Origin of the sequence: Dongia sp. (genome assembly GCF_041910485.1) — a bacterium.
Classification (GTDB): Bacteria; Pseudomonadota; Alphaproteobacteria; order Dongiales; family Dongiaceae; genus Dongia.
Window position 1 is genome coordinate 73,041 of record NZ_JAYRQR010000026.1, and the last position, 24,260, is coordinate 97,300.

The window sequence follows — 24,260 nt, forward strand, 5'->3', positions numbered from 1 at the left end:
GCTGAAAAAGGCATAGTTAACTCAATATGAGTTAATCATGTTCAACCTATTGAAATGACAAATATTGCGTCAGCGCCGCGGCCGCGGTCGGGCGGCCGGCCGCTTGAGGCCCGCGCGGGCTGCGGGCTTCGGCCGGGGTGCGGCTCGGGTGGGGATCAGCGGCCCCTTCTTTCCCTGCGTCGCCCAATCGGCCAGGAAGGCAAAAAGGCCGCGGATCCCTAAGGGCTCGCCGCCTTCCGGTCGCCCGGCGCCCAGGCCCGAGGTCCAGCCATAAGTGTCGATATGCATCCACTTCGTGGCGGGCGACAGGAACTCGGCCATATAGAGGGCCGCCGTGATGGCGCCGCCGAAGCTGCCCGGTTCGCAATTGGCGATGTCGGCCACCTTGCTGTCCAGCATGCGGCGATAGGGCTTCCACAGCGGCAGGCGCCACAGCGGATCGCCCTCGGCCCGGGCATGGCGCAAAAGATCGTCGGCCAGATCGTCATCGGTCGCAAAGAGCGCCGGCACGTCGGGACCAAGCGCCACGCGCGCGGCACCCGTCAGCGTCGCCATGTCGATGACGAGATCGGGCTTCTGCGCATCGGCCTCGGCGAGCGCGTCGCAGAGGATGAGGCGCCCTTCGGCATCGGTGTCGTTGATCTCGACCGTGATGCCTTTCCTGGTCTTCACCACGTCGAGCGGGCGGATCGCATTCCCTGAAATCGAGTTCTCGACCGCTGGGATCATCAGGCGCAGGCGCAAGGGCAGGCCGGCTTCCATGATCATCTGGGCGAGCGCCAGCACCGACGCGGCACCGCCCATATCCTTCTTCATCATCATCATGCCCGAACGCGGCTTGATATCGAGGCCGCCGGTATCGAAGCAGACGCCCTTGCCGACAAGGATCAGGAGCGGCCCCTTGTCGCCGCCGGGACCTTTCCAGGTGAGATCGATGAGGCGCGGCGCCCGGTCCGCAGCGGCGGCACGTCCCACCGCATGGATGGTCGGATAGTTCTGCTTCAGGAGCTGCTCGCCGACAATGGTCGTAACCTTGGCCTTGCTCGCCGCTCCGACCTTCTCCACCGCCTTGGCGAGGTCGGCCGGGCCCATATGCTCGGTCGGCGTGTTGATGAGGTCGCGCCCCAAGCCGATCGCCCGGACCGCCCGCTCAACCGCAGCGCGGTCGGCGCTCTTGGGCCAGACCAGGCTCGAGAATTCCTTGGCGTCCGACCGGTAGCGGGCGAAGCGATAGCAGCCCATCGCCCAGGCAAAGGCATGGGCGCTGGCCTGTTCCGGCGACAGATCGCCCTCGACCAGCTGATAGGTGCCGTTCGGCAGGGCGCCCGGGAGGTTGGCGAGCGACCAGCGGTCGACCCCCTCCTCGACACCGGCAAGGATCTCGGCCGCGCGCCCGCTCTCGTCGGGGATCAGCAGCCAGGAACCCGGCTTGGCCTTGAAGCCCGCGGACTTGACCCAGTTCTGCACGGTTGCACTTTGCGCCTTCACCCAATGCCCCAGTGCCTTTTCCGAGAGCGGCAGGATCGAAATGGCTTTGGCGGCGCGCGCGACGAGATGATCGAGCAAGATGGCAATTCCCGAATTGAGGTAGCGACAAACGCCCCGGATCGGGGCTGATTCGGGGCGATCTTAGCCGCTGCCGGGGTGTGTCGTCACGGTCATTGCAACGGTGGGCCCGGGCCCGATTGGGGTTCACAGGCCCGGGACTTCGCCTATGATGCGGGGCAAGAAGAACAGGGGATGAAACGGAAACGCAATGACGGCTCAAGAATCTTCAGGTGGGCGCGGCAACGAGCTGACGCTCATCGTCGGCAGCAAGAACTATTCATCCTGGTCGCTGCGGCCATTCCTTGCGCTGAAGGCCACGGGCCTCCCCTTCCGCGAAGTGCTTATTCCGCTGCGCACCGACGACACCTACCGCCATATCCGCCTTTATTCGCCGAGCGGCCTGGTGCCGGTGCTCCTGCATGGCGACATCAAGGTCTGGGAGACGCTGGCGATCTGCGAGTATATCGCCGAATTGGCGCCGGACGCCAATTTGTGGCCCAAGGACCGCGAGGCACGCGCCTTCGGCCGTTCCATCGCCAACGAGATGCATGCGGGCTTTGCGGCCTTGCGCCAGAACATGCCGATGGATCTCGCCCGCGACCGGCGCCATGAATCGCGCGCGCATCTGGTGACCGACCAGATCGCCCGCATCGCCGATATCTGGAACGAGGCGCGCGAGCGCTTTGGGCGACGCGGTGCCAATGGCAGCGGCCCCTTCCTGCTGGGCGGCTTCAGCATCGCCGACGCCATGTTCGCCCCCGTCGCCACCCGCTTCCGCACCTATGGCGTCAAGCTCGACGAGGTTTCCCAAGCCTATTGCGAGGCGATCTTCTCGTGGCCCGGCTTCAAGGAGTGGGAAGCAGCGGCCCTCCAGGAAACGGCGATATTCCAATTCGACGTTTTCCAGAAGGCGGATTGACGCGGCACGGCAGCGGAACCGGCAAGATGGCACGGATCGATGCAGACACGATGAGCGATGTGGAGGAGGCGGTCGCCGCCAGCCCCGGCTTCCTGCGCTGGGCTTACGCAGCCTCGTTCCTGCTGTGGTTCATCGTCGTCCTCGGCACCTTGCTTGGCCGCCCGCCGACAGCGCCCGCGGAGCTCGAAAGCCTCTCCGCCGCCTGGCACATGTGGCAGGACCATATCTGGATGCCGCTGCATGTCGGCACCGGCACCGGCGATCAGCCGCCGCTGCATTTCTGGGCGATCCTGCTCGGCTGGGAAGCTTTCGGTGTCGGCGATCTGTGGCCGCGCCTCCTCAGCGTTCTGTGCAGCCTCGCCACCTTGTGGCTGGTGGGCCGCAGCGCGCTCATCCTGTGGCCGCACCGGCGCATGACCGAGCTTTACGCCCGCATCCTGATGAGCGGCGTCATCGCCTTCGTTCTCATCACCACGATGGTGCAGGCGGAACCGCTGGGCCTGCTTTTCACCGCTGCCGGTTTCCACGCCCTGACGCGGCTCTGGCACAGCGAGCGCGACACGGCCGCCTGGTGGGTGATCTTGTCCGCCGCCATTCTTCTCAGCCTTTTTTCGATCGGCATGATGGCCTGGTTCATGCTGCCGCTGTTGGCTGCGGTGACGCCGCGCCACGGTGCCAAGATGGGGTCGCTGCGCCAACCCCCGCGCTTCATCCTGCGCTGGCATCTGCCGTTGGCACTGGCACTGCTGCCCGCCATTAGCTGCTGGATCGCCTGGATGAACCTGCTGCAGCAATCGGGGATCGAGGCGGGTTATCTGAGCTTCGGCAATGGCTGGGCCAATCCGGCGACCGAGGCCAGCCGGCGCGAAATCTGGTCGCTGCTCCTTGTGCCGGCCCTGCTCTATCCCTGGATCTGCTGGAAGACCTTGTGGCGGGCTTTGGCCAAGCAGCTGCGCGACCGCACCGGCCGCAGCTTTCGCCTTTGCCTTTTCTTCTTCGGCGCCACGATCCTCGCCGGCCTTATCAGCGGCTGGCAGATGCAGGGCATGGTCTACATCATTCTGCCGTTGTCGCTGCTCGGCGCGCGCCTTCTCGCCACCCAGCAGATCCGCGCCAAGGATTTTCACGCCATCGTGCCGGCCCTCTTGGCCTTGCTGCTGGGTCTCTTCTTCTTCCTGATGAACATCGTGCCGACGGCGCATCTCGATGCACTGTGGCGCCAGCTCTTCGACGTGCCGCTGCCGATCTGGATCGGCGGCATCGGTATGACGTCGGGACTGGTCTTGCTGGTCGCGGGCTATGGCGTCGCACAGCTCTCACCCATGCACCTGCTGTCGCGCACCATCCAGGTGGCCACGCTTCCCATCCTTCTCATCACCTGCGTCAACATCGAGTTCCCGTTCAATCTGAGGCAATTCTTCGATCTGGAACCGGTGGCCGAGCGCCTGCGCCAGTTGGAGGAAGCCGGTCAGCCGCTGGCCGTCTATGGCCCCTATCGCGGCGAGTTCGATTATTACGGCCGGCTGGCATCGGCCCCTATCGCCCTTCCCGACCGGCAGGTGGCCATCGCCTGGGCGAAGGCCAACCCGGCCGGTGTCATCGTCAGCTATTTCGACGGCTCGCCGCTGCGCCTGCCGGCCCTTCCCTATTATCGCGGCGTCGCCCGCGATCGCTGGGTCGCCATCTGGCCGACCAGTGCCGTCATCTTGACCGATGGCAAGGCACTCGACGGCAATTTCTGAGCGCTGCGCGCGCAGTCACTTGTCATTAACCTAATGTTCATGCGGCTTAGGTTTATTGGCCTGAAGAGGCGTTCCGCCCCAAGCCCATACTCGAGGACCCGCACCGTGATCCAATCCCGGATCCCATCCTGCCTGAATGCCGATGCCTAGTTTCACCCTGGGCTTCCGCAAAGTCGGCACGGTCGAAAAGCGGCGCGACAAGCGTCATGCGGCGCCGGTCTTCAGCGTCAAGATCGATGGCCAAACCTGCCAGAGCATCAATTGGTCGTTGGGCGGTTTGCTGGTCCGGAATCATCGCGGGTATCTCGCCCCCAACCGGGTCGTCCGGGTAGAGATCACCGAGCATTTGAGTGCGACGCAGCGCGATTCCCGGCTGGGCCGTGCCGGTCCCGCCGTCTATATGGTCGATGGGCAGGTGGTGCATTGCAACCAGGCCAAGCACCAGTTGGCAGTCCGCTTCGTGCACCTGCCGCAGCCGCTGCTGAAATTCTTCGAACGCCACCTGATCGCCTATCGCCGGCGCGGCTATTGACGCGCCGCCCGCGCGATTTAGCTAAAATTGTTCATTATAAATCAATTGGCTAACACCCATTTGGCCTTGCCTTTGCGCACCATAGGAATTAGAGGCTATACCCACTGATGTATCTCGCGGCGGATAAGGTAAATGCGCAGCTACACCTTGGGCTTCAAGAACGCAGGTTCCGCCGAGCAGCGGCGCGACAAGCGTCTGCGCCTGCCCATCTTCTCGGTCAAGATCGGCAACCGTCGCTATGACAGTATCAACTGGTCCCTGGGCGGGATGCTGGTCGGCGGCTATGACGGCTATCTGTTCCAGGGCCTGAAGGTCGTTATCCAGGTCCGCCTGCGCGACATGCCCGCCGCCCTGGAGAAGGCCGCCGGCGACCTGGATGAAGAGGGGTTGGTGGTCGAGGCCTTGGTCATCCGCCACGATCTGGAGAAGCGCGAACTGGCGCTGAAGTTCCAACGCCTGACGCCGACCATCCTGGACTTCTTCGAACGCAGCTTCGGCTTTCACCAAACCCGGCAACGCTGATCGCGTCCATGCTGCGCCGGCTTTGCCGGCTTTCATCTGCACCGCGCCTCATTTCTTGCGCCGACTCGGGCGCGCTGGTGGTGCGAGTCGCGGCATGTGCTACACTTCGTGCCCAGGGACAGTGGCAATAGAGAGTGGGCATGACCAGTTTCACCATGGGCTTCACCAGGGTCCGCGGCGCCGAGCATCGCCGGGACAAGCGCATGCCGCTCCCCGTCTTCACCGTTCGTGTCGGCGGTCAGATCTGCGACACGCTCAACTGGTCGCTGGGCGGCCTGCTCGTCGAAAACTATGAAGGCCATCTGCTGGTCGAAATGCCGGTCGGGATCGAAATCAAGATCAAGGACGAGCATGCCGAGTTCGAGATGAAGATCGATGCCAAGGTGGTGCGCAACGACCGCGAGAATCGCCGCTTGGCCCTGAAGTTCGAACAAATGAGCCCCGCCATCTACGATTTCTTCGAGCGCGGCTTCTCCAAGCGCTTTCAGCGCGGCGACCGCAAGCCTGCCTGAGCTGCACAGGCGATCGGCATGGACATCTCCTGGCCAGGCGGCAGTGGATTGGATGCGCTGGCATTCCTGTGGATGCTGGTCCTGTGGTTCGTCTATGGACGCTTTGCCGACAAATTGCCGCCCGACAATGTGACGCCGACGAACCTCAATCAGATGATGCATCAATTGCGGCGCCTGTGGATGCGGCGCATGCTCGATCGGCCCGAGCGGATCCTCGATTCGTCGCTGACCGGCCATTCCGTTTCATCGACCACCTTCTTTGCGTCGACCTCGATGCTGATCATCGCCGGCCTTCTTGGCGTGCTCGGTCGGGCGGCGGACGCGCATGCCGTCATCCAATCCTTCGGTTTCACCGTCACCTCGTCGGAAATCCTGTTCGAACTGAAGGTGCTGGGCCTCATCGGCCTCTTCATGATCGGCTTCTACAAATTCACCTGGGCCCTGCGGCAGTTCAACTTTGCCTGCACGCTGATCGGTGCCGCCCCCTTGCCGCCGGTCGAGATCGGGGCGCGTGACCGCTTTGCCGACCATGCCGCCCGCGTCTTGTCACTGGCCGTCGTTAGCTTCAACGGCGGTATCCGCGCCTACTATTTCGCGATGGCTTGGCTCGCCTGGTTCATTCATCCGGCGGCCTTTGCGCTCAGTACGTCGGCCGTTGTGCTGGTGCTGCTGAAACGGCAGGTCAACAGCCGCAGCCAGGCGAGTGTTGCCGAATATTACGAGGCAACGGGGCGATGAACGCGATCGACTATCTGGGCCTCGCCTTTTTCCTGCTCGTCTTTTTCGGCTATCAGCGGATCGCGCAAGTGTCCGGGCGCGGCAAGAGCGTCAACGCGCTGATGCACCAAGTGCGGCGCGTCTGGATGCAGCGCCTGATGGAGCGGCCGGACCGTATCGTCGATTCGGCCTTGACCGGCCACACGGTCAATTCCATGTCCTTCTTCAGCTCGGCCACCATCCTGGTCGTCGCCGGCCTCCTCGGCGTGCTGGGCAAGGCGGCTGATGCGCAAACCGTTCTTTCCAGCTGGACCTTCGTCACCCACAGTTCCGCGACCATTTTCCAGCTGAAGCTCATCGGCCTCATCGCCATCTTCGTCTATGGCTTCTTCCGCTTCACCTGGGCGATCCGGCAATACAATTACTGCTGCGCCCTCATCGGGGCGGCGCCGCTCGCCAAGAACGATTACCCGCACCGGCTGGAACTCGCCGACGAAATGGCGACCGTCTATACCAGCGCCCTCACCGCCTTCGGCGGCGGCATCCGCTGCTATTATTTCGGGCTTGCCTGGCTCGCCTGGTTGATCGACCCGCTGGCCTTCATCGGCGCGATCCTCGCCATCCTCGTGGTGCTGCTGCGCCGCCAGGCCTATTCGCACAGCCACCGCGCGATCCGCCGCTTCGTCGAGCTCAACCCGCCGGACGAGTTGAAGCGTGACGCGCGCGAGTGATCCCGTCCGACCTCAGCTGCTCGGTGCGGCCTACAGCGTCTATGTGCGCATCGCGCGCCTGGCGTTGATGGAGAAAGGGGTCGATTACGACCTTGCCGAGATCGATATCTTCGGCAAGCATGCGGACGACGCAGCCTATCTGAAGCTCCATCCCTTCGGTCGCATTCCGACTTTCCGGCACGGCGACTTCACCCTCTATGAGACCGCCGCCATTACACGCTATGTCGATGAGGCCTTTGCCGGGCCCTCGCTGCAGCCTGCCGACGTCCGGCTTCGCGCCCGCATGATGCAGATGATCGGCGTGATGGATTCGTACCTTTATCGCCCGCTGGTTTGGGGCCTCTATGTCGCAAGCGACGAAGCGGCCAAATCCGGCAAGCCGGCCGATGCCGCCGCCTTATCGGTCGCGATGGCGAAGTCACGGACGGCGCTCGGCGCGCTGGCGGACCTCACCGGTGACGGTCCGTGGCTGCTGGGCCGCCAGCTGACGCTGGCCGATCTCCATCTTCAGCCGATGCTGGCCTATGGCTGCCGCACGGTGGAAGGAAGAGCGCTGCTCCAGGAACGACCGCGGATGCGGGAATGGTGGGAGAGGATGCAGACGCTGCCCAGCGTTGCCGCGACCCGTTTCGGGGCCGAGCTGACCTGACGATCAGGCCCCGGCGGCCGAGAGCTTCGCCACGCGGCGGCGCATGAACCAGATGGCAAGTGCCGAAAGTGGCTTGTGCAGCGGCCCTTGCGGGTTGAGGCCGGCGGCCTTCAGCACCATGGCAATGCCGCGCTGGATATGCGGCGGCTGGTAATAGGCATAGGCGCGCTTGGCATAGGCTGAGGAGAAGCGTTTGCGCTCATAAGCCTCGTCGCCGTGATTGGCGGCATAATAGGCATAGGCGAGTTCGTCATCCTCGGATTCCGTGATGCGCGACATCGCCACCTTGAAGCGGCCCCAGGCGCCCAGCCCCTCGCGCTCGAGATAGCGGTTGAGGTGCGTGTAGAAAAGTTTGTAGTGCCGCAGTTCGTCGGCCGCGATCTTGCGGCAGATCGCCTTGAAGACCGGTTCCTGCGCGGCTTCGGCCAGGGCCGTGTAGTAAGACGAAGTGCCGGTTTCGACGATGCAGCGGGCAACGAGTTCCCCTGAGCGGCTGCCACGCACCGACGCGTTGACGTCGAGCGGGATCCGATAGCCGTCGAGGAAGCGCTGGAACGCGGCGTCGAAATCGAAGCTGGGGTCGGCGAGCTTGGCCCAGCGGGCGAGGGCCGCACCATGCTGGACTTCTTCCAGCGACCATTCGTCGGCGACGGCCCTGAAGCCGTCATCATCGTGAAACACGTTGTTGAGATAAGTCGCGTAGTCGCCGCCGTTATATTCGACGAGCGCGGCAGCCTTGGCCAGCTTGAGAAGGTCGGGATCGACCTTGCTTGCGTCGAACGCGTGCCAGGGAATCTGATCGAGGGTCCAATGCGCCATGATGTGGCCGCTGCTCCCGCGCTTTCCGTTCAGTACCCCGACTCTGCCCCGTGGCTTACCCTGTGGCCTGCCGTCCAGTGGCAGCGCGCTGCGATCATGCAGCGCGGGTCATTGACGATGGGCTTTAGTAGGCACTCTGGCCAAGGGCGTGAACACGCGCCTCGGCGATGGTGAGGACGTTGGCCGCAACGGCGCGCTCGACATCGGTCTTGGCGTCGGCGACATCTTCACGGGCATCATTCAGGGCCTGCTCGGCAGCGGCGCGGTCGATCTCGGAAACCTTCTGTGCGCGCTCGGCAAGGACCGTGCAGCCCTTGTCGTTCACTTCCGCAAAACCGCCTTCGACGAAGATGCGGTCGCTGACCGAAGCGCCTTCCAGGATGTGGATGACACCCGGACGAATGGTCGAGATGAGATTGGAGTGACCGGGCAGGACCGCGAAGTCACCCTCGGCACCCGGAATCACGATCTCAGCGACATTGGCCGAGAACAGCAGCCGTTCCGGCGAGACGAGCTCGAAATGCACCTGATCCGCCATGTTCCACCCTTCTCTTGCCGTTACGCCCGGCCTTGCTCTTAAGCCGGGAGAGCCAGCCGGCGCGCCCAATCGCGGATGCTGCGCCGATACCCTTCCGGCATCCGGAGCCCATCCACCTGATCCAGTGGGAAGCGCCCCAGTTCCTTGTGTTCGTGACTGAGGCGCAGATCCGCCGACGGCAGGGACTGCACCCCGAACGTGATGATGAGGACCTCTTTGCCGGGCAGGACCGGGTAGCGCCAGCAATCGAGGAGGTCCCCGACCGTCACGTCGATCCCCAGCTCTTCCGAGATTTCCCGGGCCAAGCAGAGATCTGGTTCTTCGCCCGGTTCCAACCGGCCGCCGGGCAGCTCCCACTCGTCGCGCTCGTTCTGCAACAGAACGATTTCATTGCCGACGAAGAGAACCCCCTTTACCGAAACCGGCCATACCGGGCCGGGTCTTCTTGTCTCAACGGAGGCGCTGCTGGCTTGTTCCATCAGCGCCCCCGCTATTCCTTAGGCGGCTTCCGCCATCTTCTTGGCCTTGGCAACCGCTTCCTCGATCGTGCCGACCATGTAGAAGGCCGATTCGGGGAGGTCGTCATACTGACCGTCGACGATGCCCTTGAAGCCCTTGATCGTGTCTTCGAGCTTCACGAGCACGCCCGGCGTGCCGGTGAAGACTTCGGCGACGTGGAACGGCTGCGACAGGAAGCGCTGGATCTTACGGGCGCGGGCGACCGTCAGCTTGTCCTGTTCCGAAAGCTCGTCCATGCCGAGAATGGCGATGATGTCCTGGAGGGCCTTGTAACCCTGCAGCACTTCCTGGACGCGACGGGCAACGGTGTAATGCTCTTCACCGATGACGCGCGGGTCGAGCATGCGCGACGTCGAGTCGAGCGGATCGACCGCCGGGAAGATGCCGAGCTCGGCGATCTGACGGGAAAGAACGGTGGTGGCGTCCAAGTGGGCGAACGAGGTCGCCGGGGCCGGATCGGTCAAATCGTCGGCGGGCACGTAGATGGCCTGCACCGAGGTGATCGAACCCTTCTTGGTCGAGGTGATGCGTTCCTGCAGCGCGCCCATGTCGGTGGCAAGCGTCGGCTGATAACCGACGGCCGACGGGATACGGCCCAAGAGCGCCGACACTTCCGAACCCGCTTGGGTGAAGCGGAAGATGTTGTCGACGAAGAACAGCACGTCCTGGCCTTCGGCATCGCGGAAATATTCGGCGACGGTGAGACCGGAGAGAGCGACGCGGGCGCGGGCTCCCGGGGGCTCGTTCATCTGGCCGTAAACAAGGGCGCACTTCGATCCCGGACCGTCGAGCTTGATAACGCCCGATTCGATCATTTCGTGATAGAGGTCGTTGCCTTCGCGGGTACGCTCACCGACGCCGGCGAACACGGAGTAACCGCCGTGCGCCTTGGCGACGTTGTTGATGAGCTCCATGATGGTGACGGTCTTGCCGACGCCCGCACCGCCGAAGAGGCCGATCTTGCCGCCCTTCGCATAGGGGGCCAGCAGATCGATGACCTTAATGCCGGTGATGAGGATCTGGGCTTCCGTCGACTGCTCGGAGAATTCCGGCGCCGCGCGGTGGATCGGCAGGGTCTGCTTGTTGCCGATGGGGCCGCGCTCGTCGATCGGCTCGCCGATCACGTTGATGATGCGGCCGAGGGTCTCGGGGCCGACCGGCATCGAAATCGGGGCGCCGGTGTCGGAGACTTCCGCACCGCGGACCAGACCGTCGGTCGAGTCCATGGCGATGGCGCGCACGGTGTTCTCGCCCAGATGCTGGGCAACTTCGAGAACCAGCAGCTTGCCCTGGTTCTGCACATGCAGCGCGTTCAAGATCGCGGGCAGGGCGTCTTCGAACTGCACGTCAACGACGGCGCCCGTGACCTGCGTGATCTTGCCGACGATGTTCTTCGACATATTGGTTGCTCCTTAAAACGATCTCTTCAGTCCGGATCAGACGGCTTCAGCGCCGGAGATGATTTCGATCAGCTCCTTGGTGATGTTCGCCTGGCGGGTCCGGTTGTAATTGATGGTCAGCTTGTTGATCATGTCGCCCGCGTTGCGGGTCGCATTGTCCATGGCGGTCATGCGCGCGCCGTGCTCGGAGGCCGAGTTTTCCAGGAGCGCACGATAGACCTGCATCGAGATGTTGCGCGGCAGCAGATCGGTGAGGATCGCCTCTTCGCTCGGCTCGTATTCATAGAGCGCCGCGGGGCCGGCATTGTTCTCGTTGGCGCTGGCGCTCGCGAACGGCACGAGCTGCTGCACGGTGACGATCTGCGCGATCGCCGACTTGAACTTGTTGTAGATGATGGTGCAGACGTCGAATTCGCCGGCCGCAAACATGTTGCGGATCTGGATGGCGATCTTCTCGGCAGTTTCGAAGGTGATGCGCGGACGCGCGATTTCCTCGAACGAGGCCACGATCTGCTCGCCGAATTCGCGGCGCATCTGGTCCTTGGCCTTGCGGCCGACCGTGACGATCTTCACCGTCTTGCCGGCGGCCTTGAGGTCGCGCGCCATCTTGCGCGCCTGGCGCGTGATCGACGAGTTGAACGCACCGCAGAGACCCCGGTCCGAGGTCATGACGACCAGCAACTGCACCTGGTCGCGCCCGGTGCCGCCGAGGAGAGCCGGTGCGTTGTCCTTGCCGGCCATCGAAGCCGCCAAGGCACCCAGCACCTTCTCCATGCGCTCGGCATAGGGACGGGCGGCTTCCGCCTGTTCCTGCGCGCGGCGCAGCTTGGCCGCAGACACCATCTTCATCGCAGAAGTGATCTTCTGCGTGTTCTTGGTGCTGTTGATGCGGACCTTCAGATCCTTAAGGCTCGGCATTGCTGCCCCTTCTCAACGACGACTTAAGTTACGCGAAGGACTTGGCGAAAGCGGCCATCACTTCGTGGAGCTTCGCTTCCGTCGCCTTCGAGATCTCGCGCTCGGTGCGGATCGCGTTGAGGACATCCGGATGCTTCGCCTTGATCTCGCCGAGGAGACCCGCTTCGAAGCGGCCGATCTGGTTGATGGCGATGCCGTCGAGATAGCCGCGCACACCGGAGAAGATCGAGACGACCTGCTCTTCGACCGGCATCGGCTTGAACTGGCCCTGCTTCAGGAGCTCAGTGAGACGCGCACCGCGGGCCAGGAGCTTCTGGGTCGAGGCGTCGAGGTCGGAGGCGAACTGCGCGAAGGCCGCCATTTCGCGGTACTGCGCGAGTTCGAGCTTGATCGAGCCCGCAACCTGCTTCATCGCCTTGATCTGGGCGGCCGAGCCGACGCGGCTAACCGACAGACCGACGTTGATGGCGGGACGGATGCCCTTATAGAACAGCGCCGTTTCCAGGAAGATCTGACCGTCGGTGATCGAAATCACGTTGGTCGGAATGTAGGCCGAGACGTCGCCCGCCTGGGTTTCGATGACCGGCAGCGCGGTGAGCGAACCGGAGCCCGACTTCTCGCCGAGCTTCGCAGCGCGCTCGAGGAGACGGCTGTGGAGATAGAAGACGTCGCCCGGATAGGCTTCGCGTCCCGGCGGACGGCGCAGCAGCAGCGACATCTGGCGGTAGGCGACGGCCTGCTTCGAAAGATCGTCGTAGAAGATAACGGCATGCATGCCGTTGTCGCGGAAGAACTCGCCCATGGCGCAGCCCGTGTAGGGCGCCAGGAACTGCAGCGGGGCCGGTTCCGAGGCGGTGGCGGCGACGACGATCGAATATTCCAGCGCCCCGTTGTCCTCGAGCGTCTTCACGATCTGGGCGACGGTCGAACGCTTCTGGCCGACGGCGACGTAGACGCAATAGAGCTTCTTCGACTCATCCGTACCGGCGTTGATGGCCTTCTGGTTGAGGATGGTGTCGATGATGACGGCGGTCTTGCCGGTCTGACGGTCACCGATGATCAGCTCGCGCTGGCCACGGCCGACCGGCACCAGGCTGTCGATGGCCTTGAGGCCCGTCTGCATCGGCTCATGCACCGACTTTCTCGGGATGATGCCGGGGGCCTTCACTTCGACGCGGGTACGCGTGACGTTGGTCAGCGGACCCTTGCCGTCGATCGGGTTGCCGAGACCGTCAACGACGCGACCGAGCAGGCCCTTGCCGACGGGGACGTCGACGATGGCGCCGGTCCGCTTGACGGTATCGCCTTCTTTAATGTCGCGGTCGTCGCCGAAAATCACGATACCGACATTGTCGGTTTCGAGGTTGAGGGCCATGCCGCGGATCCCGCCCGGGAACTCGACCATTTCACCGGCCTGGACATTGTCCAACCCATGCACGCGGGCGACGCCGTCGCCGACGCTCAGCACCTGGCCGACTTCGGTGACATCAGCCTCGTTGCCGAAATTTTCAATCTGCTGCTTGAGGATTGCAGAGATTTCGGCGGCGCGGATTTCCATTATCCAACCCCTTTCATGGCGAGCTGCAGCTTCTGCAGCTTGGTTCGAATAGACGAATCGATCATGCGGCTGCCCACTTTGACGACGAGACCGCCGATGAGATCAGGATCGACCTTGACCTCCATCGCGACCTTGGCGCCGTGGGCACGCTTGATGGTTTCAGCGAGAGCATTCTGCTGTTCGGCAGAGAGCGGACGGGCCGACCAGACGAGGGCGGTCATTTCACCGCGGCGGTCGGCCAGCATCTTCTTGAAGGCCTGGATCATCGCGGTGAGCGCAAAGAGGCGCCGGTTCTGGGCGAGGAGGCCGAGGAATTTCGCGGTCAGGGGACCGAATTGCGCAGACTGGCTGATGGCGGCGATGGCCTTGCCCTGCTCATTGCGCGAGAGAATCGGCGAATTGATGAGGCGGCGGAAGTCGGCCGATTCATCGATCATCTTCGAGAGCGCCGCCAGATCGCCGACGACGGCATCGAGCTGATGCTTGGAATCGGCGAGTTCGAAGAGGGCTGCTGCATAACGCTGCGCCAGACCGCCATACGCGGTGCTTCCCTTGTCGCTCGCTTGGGCTGCCACGATATCGCCCCCATCCCTGGTCTTAACGGATTGATTTTACGGAGAATTCTTGGGCGCTAGGCGCGCCGGTACAAACCCAACCGACCCCTCGCTGCGGCTTTCCGCGCTGCGACAGGCGGCGGGTTAGTAACACATGGTTTCGGGCTAATCAACAGGCCCAAACCTGGCTTGGCATCGATTCCGCAAGCAGCTGAAAAAGCGCCAGAAATCGCTGCTCTTTCGACATTCGGAACAGGCTCCGCCGGATCGCCCCGCCAGCGCCCTGCTTCAGGGTACGGCCAGGGCCGGCGACAGCTCCCGATCCGCAGCCGCGATCTCCTCGGCCGCTTGCGCGAAGGCCGGTCTGGCCAGAAGCCGCCGATACCAGCCATCAAGTGCGGGATAGGCGCCCAGATCCGGCCCATTCAGCCGCTGCGTAAAGAGGATGGTCATGAACATGCCGATATCGGCGACCGACAGGCCGTCGCAGAAGAAATCCCGCGCCAGCAAACGGCGATCGAGTTCGGCAAAGCGCGCGCCGATCGCCGTTTCGGCGGCTTTCCCCGCCGCTTCCCGCTCCGCCTGCCGGCCTGGATCCGCATGCGGCGGCTCGGTGCGGTAAAGGAGGTTGCGCACGGGGGCGAACAGGATCTCGTCGGCATCGAGCTCGATCAGGCGGCATAGTGCCCGCGCCAGTGGCGTCGCTGGATAGAGCGGCGGTGTCGGATAACGGTCCTCGAGATATTCCAGGATCACGGTCGAATCGAAGAGGGCCAGATCGCCATCGACCAGCACCGGCACCTGACGCTTGGGGCTGTGGGCGAGAACAGCCGGGTGCCGCGGCTCATAACCCCGTGCCTGGGTAAAGGCGACGAATTCCCGCTCGAACGCGATTCCCTTTTCCCGAAGGGCGATTTCGACCTTGCGTGAAAAGAGGCTCAAGGGCCCGACATAGAGTTTCATCGCGATTGTCTCCCGCCTCGCCGATAGCGGAAGAACAATAATAGAACATCAAGCCAGCGGCAAGAGTCCGGCGACAAACTGTTGATAGTCGGTGGCACCCGAGGCGGTAAAGCGCCGGTCCATCGCCTGCCAGCTCTCCCAGACCGCAGTGACGGCGGCGCGGTGCGCGGGCGGCACCAGGGTCTCCCCGGCATCGACCATTTCCATGAGCCGCGTGTAGCCGGCACCGATCTCCGAGACGAAGGCCGCACTCTGCGTTGCCGATTGCGGCTGCTGGCGCAGATGATAGATGGCGTCCTCAACGAAGGGCGCCGTGCCGCCGGCAAGCGCCAGGCTCTCGAGATCGAACAGCACATCCTCGGCCAGCACATCCTGCCAGCGCCTCTCCGGTGTTCGCCGCGCCAGCCCATGCAGCGAGGCAAAGGCCGTGGCGAAGGTCGTGAAATCCACCTGGCCGCCCCTGCCCCGTACCTCGCGGATAAGGCGCCCACTCACATCGGTCAAGCGCGTGAGCCCGAAGGCGACACCGGCTTCTTCAGCGCGGGGCAGCAGCCGCGCCAGATAGTCGGGCGACCAGAGATCGTCGGCATCGAGCAGCGCCACGAACGCCCCCTGCGCCACAGCGAGCGCCCGGTTCCGCGCCGGCCCCGGACCGGTCGGTTGCGCGACGCCGGGCAACACACGCACACGCGCATCGACCCCCGCCAAAAACCCGTAATCCGCCGCCTCATCCGGCACCACGAGGATCTCGATCGCTTGCAGACTCTGCGCACAGGCCGAGGCCACCGCTTCGGCAATGAAGCCTTGCGCGCGGTAGGCCGCGATGATGATGGAGACGATGGGTTCGGTCATGACGAGTGAACCTAATGTAGGTCGCGCCATCTGTCATCGCTCGTGCGGGCATGCACCATCACGCGCCAATCCCCTCCCATCAGGGTATGCCGACATGCGCCGATCGAGCGCCAGTGTGCCGCCGCAATACAGAGCGATCTACTTCAACATGAGTATCTCTAATAAGCCCGCAGCAAGCCGCGATAGAAGCGCTCGCCAAGCAAAAGAGATTGGAATAAGGGAAATAAGCCGCAGAGTGTCTGGGATGACGCCGGGAAGGTAAGAAAATGAATATCGCCGACAATCAGCCGAATCCGAATTTTACGAAACTGTTTCAGTTGGCGTTAGCTGATTGGCCAGAGATTGTTGATCTTAGATTATTGGACTATTCGAAAACAGCCAAACGGCGCTACTCCGTTCGAGGTCTCGGTGAACTCGAAGACAATATATCGACACGTTATATTGGTACGAAGATCGAGATATTGATGCGCAACCTGCACTACGTGATTTTTGTCACGCTTCATAAGCTTGCGCCTGAAATTGAGTCATTGCACTTGTCCGATCTGCGGGAAGTCACCATTAAAGCTCGCTTTGAAGAGTGGCTACGGAAGTCACTCGATGTCGAAGGGTGGACCGCTGACGATGTTGCTTTGGTGGAGCGTTATCTCGCCGGAGACAGCATTAGCTAACAAAGGAATGAATCTGCTGTCACTTTGGCCTGCCGCGGCTGCACCAAAGCCGAGCCACTATTGCGGCTGACCCTCGCTGCCGACATAGCCTGCGTTGCGCAGCAATTTGGCGACTTGCTCCCGTTCCGTTGACGAGAGACCCACATTGCGCTGCAGATAGTCCATCGCATCGCCGCCACTCGAGTCTTGGGCCTGTGGATCGGCCCCGGCATCGAGAAGGAGAGCGACCATATCTATGTCGGCATTTTCGAGAGCATACATCAGCGGCGTCCGAGACCAGCGGTCGATGCGATAGGTCGTGCCATTGAAGAGGCTCACTCTCTTCTTGTCTTTGCGGCCCGTCTGCGCATTGACATTGGCGCCGTGCTGCAGAAGCAGCTTGGCGGCCTTCGGCAGATTAAAGTGCGCTGCATACATGAGGGGTGTTTTGCCGAAGCCATTCGCAGCATCAGGATCCGAATTCTGACCGAGGAGCTGCGACAGCAACGTTGGATGCTCCAGCGCATAATCAAGCGACGGCTCTACCTCAAACCAGCCCCAATCTTGTGGCCCCATCGGTTTATCCAGCGGTAGAAGCTGCGCGATTTCGGCCCAGGGTGCGCCGGCCAGCAAAGCATGCCTCAGTCGCCACCGCGGATTGTCGAGATCGAGATCATGCAGACTGGCGGGGAACATGAAGTAGCACCCCATCAAGCGTTCAATGGATGTTTGTGCAAGATTCAACGCAGCCATCCCGGACAGCCCGAATGCGTCGCGAAAATATCCGGCAAGCGCATTCAAAGCCGCTGGCTTCAACGCCTCCATCTTTCTCCATTGCCGATGATTCCACAGCGATGCTTGACCCCAATAGTCAAGCCAAGCATCCACATCTGCACTTGAAGCGAACGGTTCGAAATCCGATAGGCTCCAAGGCCGCAAGGCAATACGCGAAACAACCGGCGAGCCGCGCAGCTGCACATAGTTCAGCGTGTGCATCGTGCCACCGTAATACGGTTCTTCGCCCGATATGGCTCTCAATAGGTCATGCAAGTGACCCACCGGCCCAAACGTCAACTGATTCTCGGTGGAGAGATCGACGCGACATGCCAGTTTGGTGGATGTAGCGTGGATACGCCACAGATCCAATTCCGTCGGATCCGTTCGATTATTGCGCCCAACCATATAGAGCGCGTCGTTGATGATAAAGAAGGCGTGCTCACCCCAAGACGGCTCTTCGATCCATTCAATGTCCTGTGGCACTTCGACCGGAACTACATCTCGCACATCTGCAAAAGCCTGTTCAAAGTCTAGATATTGGTCGCGCACATTCTCGATCTCTTTCACCTTGGCCAAGTAGCTCGCCTGATCTGCGAACAGCATGAATAAGTGAGCGTCTTGCATGGGCGCGTGTTGGATTACATGAGCAAGAATCCATCTGCCTTCACCTACCAGCGTCTCAACACCATTCAGAGTGACGTTCTTCGCTTCTGCCGTCGGCAGCAAGCCGTTTGCGGTAAAGACGACAGATTGTACTTTTGTCTCCGGCCAATAGCTGTCCGCGAGCGACAATTGGAATTGCGGTCCTTTGAACGCCTCGATCACCACCGATTCGAAAGCGCCACACACCGCTGGTTCGTTGTTCACGGTGAGCGACGGCAGGAAGGGATAGGTCGTCGGTTCTATCGGGCCGGCAAAGGCGGAGTGCAGGGCCAAGCCGGACGCAAAAGCGGCAAGACCAAAAGCGGCGCGCATTTTAGATATCCCAATCGGATGCGATGATGGTGTTTTCTATCGCATAAATTGGGCGGAATTGCGACGGGTTCCCCGGAGTTCCACTCTACCCCCCTACAAACTCCCCGCCTTGAACGTGTCGCAAGCGTCGAGTTGGCCGCTCTCCAGGCCGCGCTCAAACCAGCGCACGCGCTGGGCGGAGCTGCCGTGGGTGAAGCTGTCGGGGACGACATGGCCGGTCGCTTGCTTTTGCAGCGTATCGTCGCCGATGGCGGAGGCGGCATTGAGCCCCTCCTCGATGTCGCCGGGTTCGAGTTTCAGATTCTGGTCGTCGATTTCGATCTGGTGCGCCCAGATGCCGGCGAAGCAATCGGCCTGCAATTCGACGCGGACCGAAAGGGCGTTGGCATCGGTCTCGTTCATGCGCGCGCGGGCCTTCGCGACCTGGGCCTCGATGCCGAGCAGATTCTGCACATGGTGCCCGACCTCATGCGCGATGACATAGGCTTGGGCGAAATCGCCCGGTGCCGCGAAGCGGCTGCGCAGGTCGCGATAGAAATCGAGGTCGATATAGACCTGCTGGTCCGGCGGGCAATAGAACGGTCCCATTGCCGCACTGGCATAGCCGCAGGCCGATTGCGTGGCGCCGGAAAAGAGCACCAGCACCGGCTGGCGATAGCTGCCGCCATTCTGCCGGAAGATTTCCCCCCACACATCCTCGGTGCTGGCGAGGATGACCGAGACGAAATCCTTGAGCTCCGCCTCGGTCGTCGCGTCACCGGTCCCGCTGCTGCCCTCACGGCCGGCGAGAACGTCGCCCGCCACTTCCGTGTCGCTGCGGCTTGTATCCATCGGCAGGCTGCCGTTGAGAATCGCCGTCGGATCGACGCCCATCAGATTCGCGATGACGAAGAAGGCGATGAGCGCCACCAGGCCCAGGCCACCGATGCGCGGTCCCCGCCCGAAGCCACCACCACCCATTCCGCCGAATCCACCGCCGCCCAGGGGCCCTAAGCCGCCACTGCCGCGCTGGTCGGAAACGTTCGAACTCCTGCGCCCGCCGCGCCATTGCATCAAGGATTCTCCTGTCCAATCACGGGCCGGAGATTATCACGGCAGCCCGGGAAACGGTAATGCCCCGCGCCATAACGACGGCACGGGGCAACCGGTTCCGAAAGAGTGGGCCGGAAATACGGACCGGGATCAGCCGGCGCGCACGTTGCTCAGGAAGCCGTCGATGCGGTGTTCGAGATCCTGGAAGCGGCTCTGCAGCTGCCCCACCGCCTGCACCATGGTGCCGGCGGCCTCGCCGGAATTCTGCGCCGATTCCGACACCAGGCCGATCTGCTGCTGCAGTTCCGCTGTGCCGGTCGCCGCTTCCGAGACCGCGCGCGAAATTTCCGTCGTCGCCGCATCCTGTTCGGTGACCGCCGCGGCAATGGTGCTGTTGACCTGGCTGATCTGCTCGATGGTCTTGGCGACCTCGGCAATCTCGCCCGCCGCCGCACCGGTCGATTGCTGGATCGAGGCGATCTGCGCCGAGATTTCCTCGGTCGCCTTCGCCGTCTGGCTGGCGAGGTTCTTCACCTCGGACGCCACCACGGCAAAGCCCTTGCCCGCCTCGCCCGCGCGCGCCGCCTCGATCGTGGCGTTGAGCGCCAGCAGGTTGGTCTGCCCGGCAATGTCGTTGATGAGGGTCACGACCGAGCCGATCTGTTCGGACGCCGCCACCAGCGCGTTGACCAATGTCACCGTGCTGTGTGCCTTGTCGGCGGCCTGGGCCGCGATGCTGCTCGAATTGTTGGCCTGCTGGCTGATCTCGCGGATCGAGGCCGCCAGCTGCTCGACCGCCGCCGCGACCGACGACACATTGTCCGAGACCTGCGCCGCCGTCGTGCTCACATTCTGGCTGCGACCGACATTCTCGTGGCTCGCTTGCGACATCTGCTGGGCGGAACTGTCCATCTCGCGCGAGGTGGCGGCCATCGACCCGATCGCTTCCGAAACCTGGCCTTCGAAGGAATCGGCGAGGCGCAGGCGCCCCTGCTTCTGTTCCTCTTCGGCCCGGGCTTTCATCGCTTCCTGGCCCGCCACCAGCTCCCTGTTCTGCAGCGCATTCTGTCGGAAGGTCTCGACCGTCTCGGCCATCTGCCCGATCTCATCCTTGCGGCCCAGCGCCGGGATGGCAACATCGAGATGCCCGGCGGCGATCTGCTGCATGGTCCCGGTCATGGCGGTGACGGGCTTTGCGATCGAGCGGCCGACGAACCAGGCGAAGATCACGCAAAGCAGGATGGCGATGGCGCCGATGACAAGCGCCCAATTGCGCATCTCGTCGACCTTGGCAAGCACCAGGGATTTCGGCACGCTGACCTTGATGCTCCAGCGATCGGGCGAATCTTCAAGATTGAGCGGCACCAGCACCGAGAAACTGTCGGTGGCGGTGACACCAAATCCGTCGCCGGCTTCTTTGAGCTTGGTGGTGAGTGCCGCCGACTTCGCCTCATCTTCGGTCTTGCCGGCGGCAATGGCGGAATCGTGGGCTTCCTTCTGCACCTTCTCGAGGGCCGCCTTCGCTTCTTCCGCCAGCGCATCGCCGGACAGCAGATTGCTGGCATCGGCGCCGACGACGATCTCGCCCGCGCGAATCTTGTCGGCATTGGCTTTGTAGAAGGCATCGTCCGCGGCGGCACCGACAAAGGCCATGCCCGCCGGGTGCGCCGCCCAATTGCCCGCATTGTCGATGAGCGCCGCGCGGCCCTCGCCCCAGGGGCGCTGCGCGGCGATCTGGTCGATGAGTTCGTTCAAGCGGAAATCGATGCCGGTGACGCCGAGCGCCGCGCCGGTCGCATCCTTGAGCGGCACGCAGATCGAGACCAGCCAGACGACGCTGCCGCCGCCGAAATCCCAGCCCGCCGGATCGGTGACATGCGTCATCCCCGTCTTCATCGGCGTTTCGTAATATTCCAGCGAGTTCGTGGAATTGTCGAAATCATAGGATTTGTCGAGGACGACACTGTCGCCTTCGCCGCGATAGGCATAGGGCACATAGCGGCCATTGCTTTTGACCGCCGTCGGCTGATCGTCCTTGCCGGCGAAATCGGCATCCTTGCCGTCAAAGGCATTGGGCTCGAACGTGCCCCAGGCACCGAACCAGGTCTTTTCCGGCGCCAGTGTCGCCGCCAGCAGCGAATTGTAGCGCGCGCGGTCGGCGATATTGTCCTGCCGCCAACCCAGAACCGTGGCGCCGAAGGTCCGCGCCGTCGACATGGCGCGGCCGATCTGGCGTTCGACCTCGCCCGCCGTCGAGCGGCCGAGATTGGTCATGACCAGACGCGCTTGGTCTTCCAGATTGTTGCTGGCCTGCCAGGAAAGCACGGCAGCGACACTTGCGACGGCAATGCCGGACAACAGCGCGCCGGCAATGGCGATACGACCGCGAATACCGATGGTCGGCATGATCAATCCCCCCAGATCGATAGCAGAGCTTATGGCGGGATTTATCGAACTCATGCGCTTAACAACGTCTTAACAACGCTGGTGACGGAAATGTGAAATTCCCGCATCCGGTGTTGACGCGGCTGCGAGTCACATGAAGCTGTAAGGATCGATATCGATCTGCAGGCGCAAATCGCCTGGAAATTTCTGGCCCTTCAGCCATGCCTTCAGGACACCTTGCGGGGCGATGTCGCGCCGCGTCTTGAGGAGGAACCTGACGCGGTGTCGGCCGCGCAAGAGAGCAAGCGGTGCCGGGGCGGGCCCCAGCACCTGGACGCCCTCGCGATGCGGGGCACTGCGTGCCAACTCCTGCGCCTTCCCATTGACCGCAGCCTGATCCTGGCCTGAGAGAATGAGGGCCGCGAGTCTGCCGAAGGGCGGCATGCCGGCCTGGCGCCGGTCATCGGCTTCCGCCTGCATGAAAGCCTCGCGATCGCCCGATTTCAACGCCTGCATCACGGCGCGGTCGGGATCGTAGGTCTGCAGGAAAACGCGGCCCGGCTTTTCGCCGCGCCCGGCGCGCCCCGCCACCTGGCTCATCAATTGATAGGTCCGCTCCGCCGCGCGCAAATCGCCACCATGCAGACCGAGATCGGCATCGACCACGCCGACCAAAGTGAGGTGCGGGAAGTTGTGACCCTTGGCGATGATCTGCGTGCCGATGACCAGATCGACCTCGCGCTCCGTCACCATGTGCATCAAGGCTTCCGCCTTGGCCGGGCCCGTCACCGTGTCGCTGGTCAGCACCAGGCGCCGCGCATCGGGGAACAAAGCCGCTGCTTCTTCCGCCAGCCGTTCGACACCCGGACCGCAGGCCGCAAAGCTTCCCTCCGATTGGCAGGCGGGACAGGCTGGCGGCATCGGCGAATCGAAGCCGCAATGATGGCACATCAGTTTCTGATGAAAGCGATGCTCGACCAGCCACGCCGTGCAGCGCGGGCATTGCAGCCGGTGGCCGCAGGTGCGGCACAAGGTGAGCGGCGCATAGCCGCGCCGGTTGAGGAACAGCAGCGCCTGATCGCCGGCCTCTAATACGCGCTCAATCTCGGCCTTCAAACGCGGCGCGATCCAGGATTGGCGCGCCGGCTTGTCAACACGAAGATCAATGGTGTCGATGGCAGGGAGCGTCGCGCCGCCATGCCGATCCGGCAGATGGACCTGGCGATAGCGGCCCGTCTCGACATTGACCATCGTCTCCAGCGATGGCGTCGCCGAAGCCAGCATCACCGGGATCTTCGCCAGATGCCCGCGCACCACCGCCATGTCGCGCGCCTGGTAGATGACGCCGTCTTCCTGCTTGAAGCTCGATTCATGTTCCTCATCGACGATGATGAGGCCGAGATCGCGATAGGGCAGGAACAAGGCCGAGCGCGCGCCGACCACCACCTTGGCCGATCCGTCGAGCACACCGCGCCAGGTGAGGCGCCGCTCCAGCCCCGTCAGTTCCGAATGCCATTGCGCGGGAAGCGCCCCGAAGCGCGCTTCGAATCGCTTCAGCCATTGCGGCGTCAGCGCGATTTCCGGCACCAGGACCAGGGCCTGCTTGCCGGCGCGCAAGGCCGATGCGATCGCTTCGAAATAGACTTCCGTCTTGCCCGACCCGGTGACGCCGTCGATCAAGGTGACGCCGGGCGCCAGATCGCGCAAGGATTGCGCGGCGGCTGCTTGTGCGTCGGAAAGCGTTGGCCCGGCAGCATCGGCATCGGGCGATCCGAAGGGCCGCTTCAGGGCGAGCGGCACGGATTTGAGCAAGCCCAGCTTGCCCATCTCGGTGACGACGCCGCTGCTCACCGCGGCCAGACGCGCCAGTTCCGTGGGCGGCAGCGGTGGCGATTCCTTCATCACGTCGATGACGCGTTGGCGTGCGGCCGTCAGCTTGGCGCCCCGCGCCTCAATCTGCGCCTCAATCTGCGTCTCGCCAAGCGTCCACGCCTTCTGACTGCGTTCAGCTTCCAGCGCGTCGGGGACACTCACCGCCATGCGCAGCACGGCACCCAAGGGCGCCATCGTATATTGTGCGACCCAATCGACGAAGGCGCAGGTGATCTCCGGCAAGGGCGGCAGGTCGAGGCGCGCCGTCACCTCCTTGAGCTTCTCGGCAGCAACGTCGCCTTGGCCTTCACCCCAGACGATTCCTATGACCGATCGGCGCGCCAGCGGCACGCGCACGATGTCGCCGCGCGCCAGCTGTAACCCGGGCGGCACCAGATAGTCATAGGGTTGAAACAGGGCGAGCGGGAGGAGGACGCCCACCACCCGTGACTCTTCTGTCACAGGCCGTACCCAGAGCTCCCCGGCTTGATCACTTTCGGTTGGCATGGCGATGCTCGGGGGCTAGACTCGGGGGCACGTCGGTTGGGTGATTCGTCGAGGGGGTGACGAGGCTCTTGC

Annotated in this window: 22 protein-coding genes and 1 pseudogene; 9 read left to right on the plus strand and 14 right to left on the minus strand. The window is 63.1% G+C overall.

Features of this window, described 5'->3' with window-relative positions; genetic code table 11:
• Window positions 1–69 precede the first annotated feature (69 nt).
• Window positions 70–1,566, minus strand: coding sequence for a M17 family metallopeptidase (locus tag ACE3PP_RS07810; RefSeq protein ID WP_374380126.1), 1,497 nt, complete (start codon window positions 1,564–1,566; stop codon window positions 70–72).
• A 190-nt stretch (window positions 1,567–1,756) separates the two neighbouring features.
• On the opposite strand from ACE3PP_RS07810, the gene ACE3PP_RS07815 reads away from it, so the two are divergent.
• The 8 genes from ACE3PP_RS07815 to ACE3PP_RS07850 all read left to right on the plus strand — a co-directional run bounded on the left by ACE3PP_RS07815 (window position 1,757) and on the right by ACE3PP_RS07850 (window position 7,872).
• Window positions 1,757–2,467, plus strand: coding sequence for a glutathione S-transferase family protein (locus ACE3PP_RS07815; protein WP_374380128.1), 711 nt, complete (start codon window positions 1,757–1,759; stop codon window positions 2,465–2,467).
• 26 nt (window positions 2,468–2,493) lie between these two features.
• Window positions 2,494–4,209: an ArnT family glycosyltransferase gene (locus tag ACE3PP_RS07820; RefSeq protein WP_374380130.1), complete on the plus strand. Its 1,716-nt coding sequence runs from the start codon at window positions 2,494–2,496 to the stop codon at window positions 4,207–4,209.
• A gap of 142 nt (window positions 4,210–4,351) precedes the next feature.
• A complete protein-coding gene (locus tag ACE3PP_RS07825; protein WP_374380133.1) occupies window positions 4,352–4,741 on the plus strand; it encodes a hypothetical protein in 390 nt (129 codons plus the stop codon).
• A 132-nt stretch (window positions 4,742–4,873) separates the two neighbouring features.
• Complete coding sequence (locus ACE3PP_RS07830) at window positions 4,874–5,263, plus strand: hypothetical protein (RefSeq protein WP_374380135.1); 390 nt, start codon at window positions 4,874–4,876, stop codon at window positions 5,261–5,263.
• A 140-nt stretch (window positions 5,264–5,403) separates the two neighbouring features.
• Window positions 5,404–5,775: a PilZ domain-containing protein gene (locus ACE3PP_RS07835; protein ID WP_374380138.1), complete on the plus strand. Its 372-nt coding sequence runs from the start codon at window positions 5,404–5,406 to the stop codon at window positions 5,773–5,775.
• 18 nt (window positions 5,776–5,793) lie between these two features.
• Window positions 5,794–6,513 carry a DUF599 domain-containing protein gene (locus ACE3PP_RS07840; RefSeq protein WP_374380140.1) on the plus strand — a complete coding sequence of 240 codons (720 nt, stop codon included), beginning with the start codon at window positions 5,794–5,796 and terminating at the stop codon, window positions 6,511–6,513.
• Window positions 6,510–7,223, plus strand: a complete 714-nt coding sequence (locus ACE3PP_RS07845; RefSeq protein WP_374380143.1) for a DUF599 domain-containing protein — start codon at window positions 6,510–6,512, stop codon at window positions 7,221–7,223. Before ACE3PP_RS07840 ends, ACE3PP_RS07845 begins: the two co-directional genes overlap by 4 nt.
• Window positions 7,207–7,872, plus strand: a complete 666-nt coding sequence (locus tag ACE3PP_RS07850) for a glutathione S-transferase family protein (protein ID WP_374380146.1) — start codon at window positions 7,207–7,209, stop codon at window positions 7,870–7,872. Before ACE3PP_RS07845 ends, ACE3PP_RS07850 begins: the two co-directional genes overlap by 17 nt.
• A 3-nt stretch (window positions 7,873–7,875) precedes the next feature.
• Here ACE3PP_RS07850 and ACE3PP_RS07855 read toward each other — a convergent pair whose 3' ends face one another.
• The 9 genes and pseudogenes from ACE3PP_RS07855 to ACE3PP_RS07895 form a co-directional block, all read right to left on the minus strand.
• Window positions 7,876–8,691, minus strand: a complete 816-nt coding sequence (locus tag ACE3PP_RS07855; protein ID WP_374380149.1) for a ferritin-like domain-containing protein — start codon at window positions 8,689–8,691, stop codon at window positions 7,876–7,878.
• A gap of 124 nt (window positions 8,692–8,815) precedes the next feature.
• Complete coding sequence (locus ACE3PP_RS07860; protein ID WP_374380152.1) at window positions 8,816–9,229, minus strand: F0F1 ATP synthase subunit epsilon; 414 nt, start codon at window positions 9,227–9,229, stop codon at window positions 8,816–8,818.
• A 38-nt stretch (window positions 9,230–9,267) separates the two neighbouring features.
• Window positions 9,268–9,708 carry an NUDIX domain-containing protein gene (locus tag ACE3PP_RS07865; RefSeq protein WP_374380155.1) on the minus strand — a complete coding sequence of 147 codons (441 nt, stop codon included), beginning with the start codon at window positions 9,706–9,708 and terminating at the stop codon, window positions 9,268–9,270.
• A gap of 18 nt (window positions 9,709–9,726) precedes the next feature.
• The gene (gene atpD / locus ACE3PP_RS07870; protein WP_374380158.1) at window positions 9,727–11,148 is read right to left on the minus strand and encodes a F0F1 ATP synthase subunit beta; all 1,422 of its coding nucleotides are present in this window, start codon (window positions 11,146–11,148) and stop codon (window positions 9,727–9,729) included.
• A 36-nt stretch (window positions 11,149–11,184) separates the two neighbouring features.
• Complete coding sequence (locus ACE3PP_RS07875) at window positions 11,185–12,066, minus strand: F0F1 ATP synthase subunit gamma (RefSeq protein ID WP_374380161.1); 882 nt, start codon at window positions 12,064–12,066, stop codon at window positions 11,185–11,187.
• Window positions 12,067–12,094: 28 nt separating this feature from the next.
• Entirely contained in the window at window positions 12,095–13,624 is a 1,530-nt protein-coding gene (atpA, locus tag ACE3PP_RS07880; RefSeq protein WP_374380164.1) for a F0F1 ATP synthase subunit alpha, read from the minus strand.
• On the minus strand, window positions 13,624–14,199 hold the full coding sequence (locus tag ACE3PP_RS07885; RefSeq protein WP_374380167.1) for a F0F1 ATP synthase subunit delta: 576 nt from the start codon (window positions 14,197–14,199) through the stop codon (window positions 13,624–13,626). The genes atpA and ACE3PP_RS07885 overlap by 1 nt, the downstream gene beginning before the upstream one ends.
• Before the next feature lie 351 nt (window positions 14,200–14,550).
• Window positions 14,551–15,141: pseudogene (locus ACE3PP_RS07890) on the minus strand (glutathione S-transferase family protein); the annotation flags it as partial.
• 48 nt (window positions 15,142–15,189) lie between these two features.
• Complete coding sequence (locus tag ACE3PP_RS07895; RefSeq protein ID WP_374380170.1) at window positions 15,190–15,993, minus strand: glycosyltransferase family 2 protein; 804 nt, start codon at window positions 15,991–15,993, stop codon at window positions 15,190–15,192.
• A 266-nt stretch (window positions 15,994–16,259) separates the two neighbouring features.
• On the opposite strand from ACE3PP_RS07895, the gene ACE3PP_RS07900 reads away from it, so the two are divergent.
• Window positions 16,260–16,661: a hypothetical protein gene (locus tag ACE3PP_RS07900; RefSeq protein WP_374380173.1), complete on the plus strand. Its 402-nt coding sequence runs from the start codon at window positions 16,260–16,262 to the stop codon at window positions 16,659–16,661.
• Between the two features lie 57 nt (window positions 16,662–16,718).
• On the opposite strand, the gene ACE3PP_RS07905 is transcribed toward ACE3PP_RS07900, so the two are convergent.
• From ACE3PP_RS07905 to ACE3PP_RS07920, 4 genes are all read right to left on the minus strand, one after another.
• Window positions 16,719–18,392: an ankyrin repeat domain-containing protein gene (locus tag ACE3PP_RS07905; RefSeq protein ID WP_374380176.1), complete on the minus strand. Its 1,674-nt coding sequence runs from the start codon at window positions 18,390–18,392 to the stop codon at window positions 16,719–16,721.
• A gap of 93 nt (window positions 18,393–18,485) precedes the next feature.
• Window positions 18,486–19,445, minus strand: a complete 960-nt coding sequence (locus ACE3PP_RS07910) for a neutral zinc metallopeptidase (protein WP_374380178.1) — start codon at window positions 19,443–19,445, stop codon at window positions 18,486–18,488.
• A gap of 129 nt (window positions 19,446–19,574) precedes the next feature.
• Window positions 19,575–21,830: a methyl-accepting chemotaxis protein gene (locus ACE3PP_RS07915; RefSeq protein ID WP_374380181.1), complete on the minus strand. Its 2,256-nt coding sequence runs from the start codon at window positions 21,828–21,830 to the stop codon at window positions 19,575–19,577.
• A gap of 129 nt (window positions 21,831–21,959) precedes the next feature.
• Window positions 21,960–24,188 (minus strand): primosomal protein N', encoded by a 2,229-nt coding sequence (locus ACE3PP_RS07920; protein ID WP_374380184.1) that lies wholly within the window; start codon window positions 24,186–24,188, stop codon window positions 21,960–21,962.
• Between the last annotated feature and the right edge of the window lie 72 nt (window positions 24,189–24,260).